Consider the following 12,366-nt stretch of genomic DNA (forward strand, 5'->3'; position numbering starts at 1 on the left):
TTTCATTTTTTTAAAAAAGCCACAAATTTTAGCTTCAAAATGGTGGTTACATGGCAATTACCAAAAAAACGCCTCGCTATTATCTTTTATTCATAATTGTGCCATATTCACACTAATCGAGTAAATTTACTTAAAAATACGGAACATTGCGCTTACTTTGTCTGTTAATCCTACGACCAAACCAACCCTATGGCAAAAAAAATATTCCTATTCTATTTTATAGTATTATTCTTACCCGTGATTGTTTTTGCCCAATCAAATGCCGATACTTCTTTAAAGGTAGTTACTTTAAAACAATGCGTTGAGTTTGCTTTAAAGAACCAGCCGACAGTTAAGCAGGCAGCCATTGACGAAGCTATTAACGAGCGAAACATCAATATTAGTCTTTCGGCATGGTTGCCACAGGTAACCGGATCGGGCTTATATAATTATTATTTTAAAGGATCGCCAATTGTGCCATCAACCAGCTCGAATACCACGGGAAGAATCGATAATTTGTCGACCCTCGGTTTACAGGCTAACCAGGTAATATATAATAATGATGTATTACAGGCAGCCAAAGCAGCAAAATATTCCCGACTGTACTATAAACAGAACACAACCAGCAGTCAGATCAATCTCGTGGCTGATGTGAGCAAGGCATTTTTCGATGTCTTGTTATCGCAAAAGCAATTAAATATCTTGGATGAAGATATCCTGAGATTACAAAGAAGCCTGAAGGATGCAAAATCACAGTACAATGCCGGTGTGGTTGACAAAACTGACTATAAACAGGCGACTATCGCTTTAAATAATTCATTGGCTTCGCGCAAGCAAACTGAACAAGCCATTAAAAGTAAAGAAGCTTATCTGAAGCAGATCATGGGGCTAGGTGCTGAAAGTAAGTTTACTTTATCTTACGATTCTGCACGATTCGAAACAGAAGCCATTGCTGATACTAATCAGAAACTAGACTACAATAGCCGTATAGAATATCAATTATTGCAAACGCAAAAAAGCTTGCAAAATGTAAACGTAAACTATTACAAATGGGGTTTTCTGCCATCTTTATCTGCAACAGGCGTCTACAATCTAAATTACTTTAGTGATAGTTTCTCAACTCTTTATAATAAATCATTCCCGAATTCTTATGTGGGGGTATCGCTTAATCTGCCCATATTTCAGGGTAATAAGCGACTGCAAAACTTGAGTAAAGCACGTTTGCAGGCAGAAAGAGCTGATCTGGATATTACCAATGCAAAAAATACGATTAGTACTGAATATGTGCAGGCATTGGCGAGTTATAAAAGCAACTATACTAACTGGCAATTTCTAAAGGAGAATGTAGGCCTGGCAAAGGACGTATATCACGTAGTAAGCCTGCAGTACAGGGAGGGTATTAAGATTTACCTCGATGTGATTGTGGCCCAATCAGATCTAAGAACAGCTGAGCTTAATTATTATAATGCTTTATTCCAGGTTTTGTCGAGTAAGATCGACCTGCAAAAAGCACTGGGGACTTTATCTGTACAACAAAACTAATTTAACATTGAATCTCATTTTCATACCATCGATGAAGTATAATTACCTATACCAGGCAGGCTTAGTGGCATTATTTGCTATATCAGCATGCAAGGCACCGTCCAATCAAAATGCACCTTTGCCGCCAACACCTGTCGCTGTTACTGAAGCAAGAACAGCTGAAGCAGTTTATTACGACCAATTCCAGGGGACTGTGGTTGCCTTGAATTCGGTTGAATTACGCAGCCAGGTGACCGGCTTTATTACCGGAATATTTTTTAAAGAAGGTGAGGTCGTGCAGAAAGGTAAGCAGCTTTACGAGATAGACCGCCGCAAATATGTAGCCGCATACGATCAAGCCGTTGCCAACCTGTCAGGCGCAGAGGCGAACCTGGTTAAGGCTCAAAAAGATATTGATCGTTACAACTATCTTCAAAAAGAGGACGCTGTTGCCAGGCAAACGGTTGATCAGGCTCAGGCAGCTTATGAGTCTGCGAAAAGCCAGGTGTCGGTAGCAAAAGCAGGAGTGATCTCAGCTAAAACTGATCTTTCTTACTCAATAATCACTGCGCCATTTACTGGTCGCATTGGTATTTCGCAGGTTAAATTAGGAGCACAGGTTACTCCAGGGACTACATTATTAAACACCATTTCGAGCCAAAATCCGATTGGTGTTGATTTTGTGATCAACGAGCAGGATATCGACCGTTTTTATGGCCTGCAGAAAAAAACTACCGATTCTACTTTTAGGCTTCAGTTATCAGATGGCATAACTGTTTATAATAAACCTGGTAAAATACTGGCAATTGACCGTGGCGTAAATAATCAAACAGGTACTATTAAGGTTCGGGCCGAGTTTGCAAATGAAAAAGATGAGTTGAAAGACGGGATGAGTTGTGTGGTAAAAGTACTTAATGCAGCTTCCGGACAAAGAGTGCTTATTCCAAATAAGGCCTTAATCGAGCAAATGGGTGAATTTTTTGTATTTGTAAGCCAGGACACCATTGCTAAACAGTATAAAGTACAATTAGGGCCCCGCGTTGGGAATGATGTAATAGTATTATCGGGCGTTAATGCGGGTGATAAGATAATAACCGATGGTTTCCAGCGCCTGCGCGACGGCGGAAAGATCACTTTGGGTAACCCAGCCGGAACACAGGGTGGTACCGGAGCAACAGGCCAGCAAGGTCAGCCAAAACAAGGGAAATAATAGGGGCTTTTCCTAAAAACAAAAAGAATGATTGCAGAAACCTTTATAAAACGACCTGTTACAGCCATAGTTATTTCACTGGTCATAGTTGTGGTGGGTATATTATCTATAACTAACCTGGCTATAGGCCAGTATCCTGAAATTACACCTCCAACAGTTAATATCTCTACAACCTACACCGGTGCTGATGCGCAAACTGTTGAGCAAACTGTTGCTACGCCGATAGAAGTACAGGTAAACGGTACGCCGGGCATGACGTATCTGCAGAGTAACAGCGCTAGCAACGGACAAATGAGCATGACGGTTAACTTTGAAGTGGGTACCGACATCAATGTGGCAGCGTTAGACGTACAAAACAGGGTAGGCATAGCAACACCAACATTACCTCAGGATGTTCAGCGTATAGGTATCATAACCCGCAAGCGGAACCCAAGTATCCTGATGCTGGTGGCAATCTTTGCTCCAAAGGGGAGTCATACAGTGCCGTTTCTTGACAATTATAGCAATGTATATGTGCGTGATGCACTTTTACGAGCTAAAGGTGTAGGTGACGTTATTAATAGGGCGGACGATTTTAGTATGCGTATTTGGCTCAAACCGGATAAACTTGCTGCGTTAGGAATGACAGCAACCGATGTGACAAGTGCCATCCAGGAACAAAATGCGCAGATCGCAGCGGGATCGGTAGGCTCAACTCCCCAGGAGAAGACACAAAGCTTTGAATACACTATACTAGCGAACGGTAGGTTGAGGACTCCTCAGGAATTTGAAAATATTATTGTAAGGACTCAGCCTGGAAATGGGGCAATAGTACATTTGAAAGATGTAGCCCGTGTTGAACTCGGCAAATTTAATTATGCAGGTAATTCATTTGTTGATAATAAGAGAGCTGCCTACCTGTTAATTTACCAGGCGCCCAACAGTAATGCAATTGAAACTGCAGAGAATGTGGTTAAGACGATGGAGGAGCTTAAAAAATCGTTTCCTACAGACGTTGATTATGTCGTTCCGTTTGAAGCAGTAACCGTTGTAAAAGTATCAGTACATGAGGTAGTTGTAACCTTATTAATTGCTTTAACGCTTGTGATTCTCGTCGTGTTCCTATTCCTCCAAAACTGGCGCACAACACTCATCCCTGTTTTGGCTATTCCCGTGTCAATCATAGGGACCTTTATATTCTTTATACCTTTAAATTTCACTATCAATACGTTAACACTTTTCGGCTTTGTTTTAGCTATTGGTATAGTGGTCGATGACGCCATCGTGGTTGTCGAAGCCGTTCAGCATTATATGGATGAGGATGGTATGTCGCCTAAAGAGGCTACAAACCATGCGATGAAAGATATTTCGGCACCGGTAATTGCCATCGCATTGATTCTGGCTGCGGTATTCGTTCCTGTGGGTTTTGTTCCGGGTATCGTTGGCAGACTTTATCAACAGTTTGCGATTACTATTGCTATTTCTGTGTTGATTTCAGCATTTGTGGCGCTATCATTAACACCTGCTTTATGCACAATACTATTGCGTCCTCATAAATTGGATGAAAACTCAAAGGGTTTAGACAAGTTCTTCTTCAAATTCAATGTATGGTTTGGCAGGGTAACGGGCAGGTACAGAAATGCGGTTGATAGAAGTATCAAGAATTCTAAATTTATAATCATTATCCTGGTATGTATTATCGTCGCGACTATCTTACTATTTAGGGGTAAACCTACCGGTTTTATACCGACTGAAGACGAAGGGCGTATTTATATCACTTACGATCTGCCTGAAGCATCATCCACACAAAGGAGTGTTTCGCGCTTGCATGAGATGATGAATTTATTGGATAGTATTCCTGAAGTGGGGCATTATGCTGCATTAGGGGGATTAAATGTGGTGAGCTTTGCAAATAAGTCTAACAGCGGAACCATATTTGTGCAGTTAAAACCCTGGGACGACCGCAAGTTAACCTCAGAACAGCTTGTTGGTGTAATCCAGAAAAGAATGGCCAGGTTTAAGGAAGCCACTGTCGTGGTAATCCGACCGCCTGCGGTACCCGGATTGGGAACCACTGCAGGTTTTTCTTTTATACTTGAACAGCGACAGGCAGGCGACATTGGTGCATTTGAAAAAACACTTCAAAACTTCCTGGCTGAGGTGAGGAAACGAAAAGAAATATCAAAGGCATTTTCATTCTTTACGGCACGCACTCCTGCTTATCAGTTAACCATCGATCGTGAAAAGGCTAAGCGTTTAGGTGTATCTATCTCTAATATCAACTCAGCCCTGCAAACCTATATGGGTAGTTATTTTGTCAACGACTTTACCATTTACGGCCGTAATTTTCACGTGGTAGCTCAGGCAGATACCAACTACCGTACAGATATTTCAAGTCTGGGCCAATATTTTGTGCGGAACCAGGATGGGCAAATGGTACCTCTAAGTACGGTTACTTCTTACAAGATGATTGAAAATGCACCGTTGATCTCACACTTTAATCTTTTCCGCTCAGCTGAAATTGACGGCAACTCGGCTGAAGGGTTCAGTAGTGGCGATGCCATTAAAGCTTTGCAGGAAGTGGCGGCCAAAACCTTGCCCGAAGGTTATGGATATGAATTCTCAGGCTTGAGCCGCGAGGAAATTTTGTCCGGATCGAAAACGGTATACATCTTCATGCTATCTATCGGATTCGTGTTTCTGTTCCTTGCTGCCTTATACGAGAGCTGGTCGGTTCCCTTCTCGGTACTACTCGCGGTACCATTGGGCGCCTTTGGGGCGATATTGTTTTTAAGCCTACCTTTTAACAAAGGTCTGGACAACAATATATACGCACAAATCGGTTTGATTACACTTATCGGCCTGGCGGCCAAAAATGCAATCCTGATTGTCGAATTCGCTAAGGAACGTGTGGACAGGGGGGTAGAGCTGGAGAAAGCAATACTGGAAGCTGTGCGTTTACGGTTGCGTCCAATCATCATGACGTCAATGGCCTTTATTTTAGGTGTAGGTCCGCTATTGGTTGCATCCGGAGCCGGGGCGCAAGCCAGGCAAACTATTGGCTGGACGGTATTTGGGGGAATGCTGGCGGCTACATCGCTGGCTATATTTATCGTACCGGTACTATTTTATCTGATCACACGGGCTGCATATGGTAAAGAGAAATTAGCCGAATTACAAAAACATTATAAGTCCGACCCCGATCGCGATACTCAAGCATAAACAGAAGCCCCTGAGTACGGGTTTTTTTATTTAGCGGCATTATTGTAGGTTGGAAAAATGCCTTGCAAACAGAACACAGAGCTCTACAATAGAGTACAGAAGTGCTTTTTTACTATCAACTCATTAAAAAGTCATTAATCAATTGTTTGATTTTTTATGCTTTTATACTTGATCAGTCAATGAGCTGTTGTACAATAATTTAACATATTAACATTTGTTAATAATATATCTTAATAACTTTCGTTACTTAGCAGAAGAAAGCCCCGAAAAATCACAATGGCAAAATATTTGTAAAGGGGGCATAACATAAACCATTTAGTTTAACCAAACACAACAACTATGAAAAAAGTAACTAAACTAATGGCTATCGCTGGAACAGCCATAGCTATATTTTTTGCAACGAATGTGAAAGCTCAAACCGTAGACAAAAGCGCATGGCGTTTAGGGGTCGGCGTAGAAGGCGGTTTGCCAACCGGCGATATTCACAATACTTCTAGCTGGGACTTAGGTGGTACTGCGCGCTTACAGTATGGAATCGATAAAAATGTCGCTATCATGCTGACCTCTGGGTACTACAACTTCTTTGGTAAAGATTATACGGCCACCATCGTTTCCGGAACCGGGGTAACAACCGTTACAGCTAAAGCCCCAAATTTTGGTTTGATACCGGTAAAAGCTGGTGCTAAGGTATTTTTTAATTCACCAATTTATATAAGCGGTGAAGCAGGTGCCGGATTTGAAACTTCATCAGGCGGCAGCACAAGGCTTCTGTTATCACCAGGCTTAGGCTGGGCCAATAAGTCATGGGACATAGGTGCACGTTACGAAAACTTATCGGGCGGCGGCGTAAACTATGGTCTTGTAAACTTGCGTGTTGCTTACGGCTTTACGCTGTAAACAAATTTGCATTAAACAAAAACCCCATTACGGCGTCGTAATGGGGTTTTTTATGAATATCGGACTTCTTTAGCTTAGTTTCGCCAAAGCTGCTTTGATTCTTTTGATAGCTTCTATCAGCTTATCTTCGGCAGCTGCGTAAGATATACGGATCGATTTAGGATCGCCAAATGAGTCGCCGCCTACAGTTGCCACGTGTGCTTCTTCCAGCAGGAATATGCTTAGCTCGTCTGCATCTTTAATGGTATTGCCATTATAACTTTTACCAAAGAATGAAGTCACATTAGGGAAGAAGTAGAATGCTCCTTCCGGCAGGTTTACATGAACACCCGGAATTTCTTTCAATAATGCATAAACGATATCGCGGCGTTTTCTGAATTGCTCACGCATTTTCAAAACACTTTCTAAACCACCTTCACTTGCCGCAACACCTGCTTTCTGGGTGATTGAGCAGGTGCCTGAAGTGATCTGGCCCTGCATTTTATCGCAAGCCGCAGCAATCTCTTTGTTCGATGCAGTATAACCGATTCTCCAACCGGTCATTGCAAATGCTTTTGAAAAACCATTGATGATGATCACGCGGTCTTTAATGCTGTCGAACTGAGCTATTGATTCGTGCTTATCAACAAAGTTGATGTGCTCGTATATCTCGTCAGACAGGATATAGACATGCGGGTGTTTTTCAAATACTTTAGCTAAGCCTTCAAGTTCCGCTTTGCTATAAACACTACCTGTAGGGTTACAAGGCGAAGAGAACATGAACAGTTTGGTATTTGGCGTTATTGCAGCTTCTAATTGCTCAGGAGTGATCTTGAATTCCTGCTCAACAGTAGTATCAATAAACACACTTTTGCCTTCAGCCAATTTTACTACCTCAGAGTAAGATACCCAGTAAGGAGTAGGGATAATTACTTCTTCGCCAGGGTTAACCAAACAAAGCACAGCGTTGGCGATAGCCTGTTTAGCGCCCGTAGAAACCACGATCTGGCTGAAATCATAGTCCAGGCCATTTTCGTTCTTAAGTTTAGCAGCGATTGCCTTTCGCAGTTCAGGATAACCAGATACCGGGGTGTAATAGGTGAAATTTTCATCCATGGCTTTCTTAGCCGCTTCCTTTACGTACTCAGGGGTATGAAAATCCGGTTCGCCAAAACTAAGGCTGATTACATCAACACCTTTAGCAGCAAGCTCACGGCCCAATTTGGCCATTTTGATAGTTGCCGATTCAGCAAGGTTGTTGATTCTGTTACTTAATGCGCTCATAATTAACTTAATTTTATTCCGGGCGCAAATATAGGAAAAGTCTTTAGTCGCGGGTTAGCGTCTTAAGTCATTTTCTATTTTTTCATTTTTCTCAAATTTAGGGACCTAAAGCTTTGCTTTTTTGCGATTTCTTAATTTTAATGCAACTAACACAAGACTTATGACTATTGACTTAGGACTTCAAGATGTTATTCCTAAATTTGCGCGCAAATCCTCAATATTTTGCAAGAACAAAAACGGATCATATTAATATCCCTGATTACAGGTACTGTTCTAATGCTGGCGAAATTCAGTGCCTACTTTTTAACTTCTTCAAATTTCGTGTTAACTGATGCTGCTGAAAGCATTGTAAACATATTAGCGAGTTCATTTGCTTTTTTCAGTATTTATCTGGCTGCACAACCTCGTGATCAGAATCACCCGTATGGTCATGGGAAGATTGAATTCTTTTCTGTATTCATTGAAGGCGGTTTAATCGGTCTGGCCGGATTAGTCATTTTATTTAAATCGGGCTACAATATTTTTTATCCGCACGAGATTAAGGAGCTTGTTGCCGGAGCGATTATCATCGGCGCAACCGGTGTAGTAAATGGCGGTTACGGTTACTATATGATAAAAAGGGGAAAGCACTTGCGTTCAATTACTCTTGAGGCAGATGGTAAACACCTGATAACCGACATGGTCACTAGTTTAGGTCTTGTTTTGGGGTTATTACTTATCCATTTTACCCAAATCTTAATACTAGATAGCATCTTATCTGTCTTAGTAGGATTATACATTGTTTATACCGGCTATAAATTGGTCAGAAAATCTGTTTCGGGTTTGATGGATGAAGCAGATTTTGATATTGTCACAGAGGTAGTTTCAGTATTGAATGAGAAAAGAAGAGATCAATGGATAGACATACATAATTTCAGGGCACAAAAATATGGTAATGATCTGCACATCGATTGCCATTTAACCTTGCCGAATTATCTGGACCTTATTCAGGTACATGATGAGGTTAAAAGAATTGATCAGCTTATAAATGAACAGGTAACCAAAACAGAGTTGTTTATCCATACAGACCCATGTGTGCCTCAATGTTGTCATTACTGCCGCATGCCCGACTGCCCCATACGATCGGAAGCAAAAACTGAAGACATAACCTGGACGCTTGAAAAGGTGATCCGTAACAAAAAACATTTCGAATAATGTATCCATTTAATGTACGCGTATACGGTCTGTTGATTAATGACCAAAATGAAATCCTCATCACCGATGAACAGGAATTTGGTATGCGGTTTACTAAATTTCCGGGCGGTGGTCTGGAACATGGTGAGGGTTTGATCGACGGCTTAAAACGGGAATTTGTTGAAGAGTGTAATGTTGAAATAGAGGTGCTCCGCCATTTTTATACCACCGATTTTTACATCAAATCAGCCTTTAACGAATCGCAGATGATCAGTGTATACTATATGGTTAAAAATATTACGCCACTGAATCTGGCATTCAAAACCATCGCTTTTGATTTTGATGGAGAAGGGGAAGTGTTGCAATCTTTTCGATGGGTAAACATGGCAGATATTCATCCTGAAGATGTTACATTTCCGATAGACCAGCATGTAGTAAAACTTTTAATAAATAACAAATGAGTCTGGTAGAAAGAGATTTAAAAGTTATATGGCACCCTTATACTCAAATGAAAACTGCTTTACCGCCTGTACCTATCGTACGCGGTGAAGGGGCCTGTTTGTATGACGAAAACGGCAAATGCTATGTCGATGCGGTGTCATCCTGGTGGGTAAATATTCATGGGCATGCGCATCCTTATATCGCTCAGAAAGTTGCTGAACAACTTAATAAACTGGAACACGTAATATTTGCCGGGTTCACCCATCCGGCAGCGGTAGAATTAGCCGAACGTATTTTACAAATACTGCCATCAAATCAGCAAAAGGCATTTTATTCCGATAATGGTTCAACGGCAGTAGAGGTAGCGATAAAGATGTGCCTGCAATACTGGCACAATCAGGGTATAAACCGTACTAAAATATTGGCATTCAAAAATGCCTATCATGGTGATACTTTCGGTGCCATGGCTGTGAGCGGTCGCAGTGCTTTTACTGCCGCTTTTGATAACTTGCTGTTCGAGGTAGAGTTTATCGATACACCCGACGCATCGAATATCGAAGGTCTCAAATCTCAAATCTCAAATCTCAAATCTGATCTAACCTGTTTTATCTTCGAGCCCCTGGTTCAGGGCGCATCAGGAATGTTGATGTATGAGGCGAAATACCTGGAGGAGCTAATGGCGCATTGCCGTGAAAAAGGTGTGCTGCTCATTGCTGATGAAGTTTTTACCGGCTTCGGCCGCACAGGAAAGCCTTTTGCTTGTAACCATGTTTCGGTGCAACCAGATATAATGTGTTTTTCCAAGGGCTTAACAGGCGGAACTATGGCTTTGGGTTTAACTACGTGTACCCAGCAAATATTTAATGCCTTTTTATCAGACGACCGCTTGAAAACATTGTTTCACGGACATTCTTATACAGCTAATCCGGTAGCGTGTTCGGCAGGACTGGCCAGTCTCGATCTGTTTTTAGATCCATCCACACAGGAAAATATTGATCGTATTGCAGAATCGCACAATAAGTTTGCGTCGAAGATCAAAGATCATCCTAAGATCAGAACTACACGACAGACAGGCACCATCCTGGCGATGGAATGGGAGACCGGTTCGGATACCTCATACTTCAGTTCGTTGCGTGACCGCCTTTATCAATATTTTTTAGAGGCAGGAATTATTCTGCGTCCATTGGGCAATATCATTTATATTTTACCTCCGTATTGCATCACCAATGAGCAACTCAATTATATTTACAGCAAAATTGAAAGTGCACTTGACGAATTATAACTAATGGAATTCAATAAACTAATATCTGCCATAATTAATAACGACCAGTTGCATGCACGATGGTTGAATACCCTCTCGTTGATGGAAAACACCGGCGCACGCAAAATATCAGCCTGTGAAGACCCTGAAACAGTTACCTATATTATACTTAAACATGCCGCTGAGGAGCATCGTCATGCTTTTTATCTTAAAAAACAGATAGAGAAAGTAAAATTGGCAGAGTGCCCAACCTATACAAGTGATTACCTGATTGCTCCGAAAAGCAGCAAATACTATCTCAATCAGTTGGATGTGGATGTATGCAGATACTTAAAAAAGGAATTGGGCTTAACAGCGAGTGCATTGCGTTTTGCTGCCTATTTGCTGGTTACTTATGCTATCGAAGTTCGGGCTGATGAACTTTACCCCGTTTACCAGGAAGAGTTGGATAAGAATGGTAGCAAGGTCAACGTAAAATCCATTATTCTGGAAGAAGAAGGCCATTTGGAGGAAATGATCAATCAGTTAAAAACTTTTTCTCCTGACTGGCAATTGCATGCCAATAGAGCGGTTGAAATCGAAAGCAGATTGTTCAATCAATGGGTGGATCAATTGAATAAGGAAGTAGCTAACTAATCAATAGTACTAAACAAAAAAAGCGATCCGAATTAATCGGATCGCTTTTTTTATGCCTTAAGGATAATAATCAACCACCTGACATAGCGGCCAGGTCATCTTTGCTGATCTTATCAAAGTCAGCAGGAATGCCAAAAGTTCCGGCAGGAGCTTTCTGGTCTGTTACACTTGAAACGGTAATTTCAGTGCTTTGACCTTGCTGAAATGCGGTGTATTGTACGGGGAAACCGCCAATTGCTTTATAATATACCGGGATAGCAGTAGGAGGAACTGCAATATCATTAGTAACCCAGATGTCATAAGTCTTTTTGTCTTTGTTATCAGTAGCAACTACTTTTTTGCAATTGAAACCAGAAATTGTTTTGGTCTCAGTGCCTGGCGCAAAGGTAAAAGTTGGTAAACCGTTCATTGCCTGTTCCACTTCGTCAGGAGTGTAGATAGCGGCCTTTTTTATTGAAGCTACAGGTACATCAACCAATACGGCGAACGATTTGTGGTTAGCGTCAGATAATAATTTTATTGTAGCCGGACCCGCAGAAAAAGTAGCTGCAGTGGAGTCTGCCCTGAAATATTCTTTGATTTCCACATCCTGGCCGCGCATACTGGTTTTATAAGTAACCACGCCCTCCGTGAAGTTTTTTTGCGCACTGGCACTTAACGATATTGCCGATAAAGCAACACCGAAAGCTGCGCCTAAGAGTTTGATTTTCATTGTATTTGATTTGTTTATTAATGGTAATGAAGCTATCATGAGCAGTGTTCGTTTTTTATAAGCCACGATGGT

10 protein-coding genes are annotated in these 12,366 nt (G+C 41.5%); 8 read left to right on the plus strand and 2 right to left on the minus strand.

The genetic code is table 11. The features are described from left to right. Positions 1–189 precede the first annotated feature (189 nt). From Q3A68_RS21050 to Q3A68_RS21065, 4 genes are all read left to right on the plus strand, one after another. Positions 190–1,521: a TolC family protein gene (locus Q3A68_RS21050; protein ID WP_302903113.1), complete on the plus strand. Its 1,332-nt coding sequence runs from the start codon at positions 190–192 to the stop codon at positions 1,519–1,521. Positions 1,522–1,552: 31 nt separating this feature from the next. Further along, positions 1,553–2,710, plus strand: a complete 1,158-nt coding sequence (locus Q3A68_RS21055; protein WP_302903114.1) for an efflux RND transporter periplasmic adaptor subunit — start codon at positions 1,553–1,555, stop codon at positions 2,708–2,710. Positions 2,711–2,737: 27 nt separating this feature from the next. After that, positions 2,738–5,911 (plus strand): efflux RND transporter permease subunit, encoded by a 3,174-nt coding sequence (locus Q3A68_RS21060; RefSeq protein ID WP_302903115.1) that lies wholly within the window; start codon positions 2,738–2,740, stop codon positions 5,909–5,911. Between the two features lie 339 nt (positions 5,912–6,250). Next, positions 6,251–6,808, plus strand: a complete 558-nt coding sequence (locus Q3A68_RS21065) for a hypothetical protein (protein ID WP_302903116.1) — start codon at positions 6,251–6,253, stop codon at positions 6,806–6,808. A gap of 69 nt (positions 6,809–6,877) precedes the next feature. On the opposite strand, the gene Q3A68_RS21070 is transcribed toward Q3A68_RS21065, so the two are convergent. Further along, entirely contained in the window at positions 6,878–8,071 is a 1,194-nt protein-coding gene (locus Q3A68_RS21070) for a pyridoxal phosphate-dependent aminotransferase (protein WP_302903117.1), read from the minus strand. A 222-nt stretch (positions 8,072–8,293) separates the two neighbouring features. Here Q3A68_RS21070 and Q3A68_RS21075 point away from each other — a divergent pair, with 222 nt between their 5' ends. From Q3A68_RS21075 to Q3A68_RS21090, 4 genes are read left to right on the plus strand one after another with little or no spacing between them, the layout of a single operon-like run. Continuing rightward, entirely contained in the window at positions 8,294–9,265 is a 972-nt protein-coding gene (locus tag Q3A68_RS21075) for a cation diffusion facilitator family transporter (RefSeq protein ID WP_302903118.1), read from the plus strand. Beyond that, complete coding sequence (locus Q3A68_RS21080; protein ID WP_302903119.1) at positions 9,265–9,705, plus strand: NUDIX domain-containing protein; 441 nt, start codon at positions 9,265–9,267, stop codon at positions 9,703–9,705. Before Q3A68_RS21075 ends, Q3A68_RS21080 begins: the two co-directional genes overlap by 1 nt. Beyond that, positions 9,702–10,967: an adenosylmethionine--8-amino-7-oxononanoate transaminase gene (gene bioA / locus Q3A68_RS21085; RefSeq protein ID WP_302903120.1), complete on the plus strand. Its 1,266-nt coding sequence runs from the start codon at positions 9,702–9,704 to the stop codon at positions 10,965–10,967. The genes Q3A68_RS21080 and bioA overlap by 4 nt, the downstream gene beginning before the upstream one ends. Before the next feature lie 3 nt (positions 10,968–10,970). After that, positions 10,971–11,582 (plus strand): hypothetical protein, encoded by a 612-nt coding sequence (locus Q3A68_RS21090; protein ID WP_302903121.1) that lies wholly within the window; start codon positions 10,971–10,973, stop codon positions 11,580–11,582. A 70-nt stretch (positions 11,583–11,652) separates the two neighbouring features. On the opposite strand, the gene Q3A68_RS21095 is transcribed toward Q3A68_RS21090, so the two are convergent. Next, entirely contained in the window at positions 11,653–12,294 is a 642-nt protein-coding gene (locus Q3A68_RS21095; protein ID WP_302903122.1) for a hypothetical protein, read from the minus strand. Positions 12,295–12,366 lie beyond the last annotated feature (72 nt).

The organism is Mucilaginibacter tolerans (assembly GCF_030519375.1).
Classification (GTDB): Bacteria; Bacteroidota; Bacteroidia; order Sphingobacteriales; family Sphingobacteriaceae; genus Mucilaginibacter.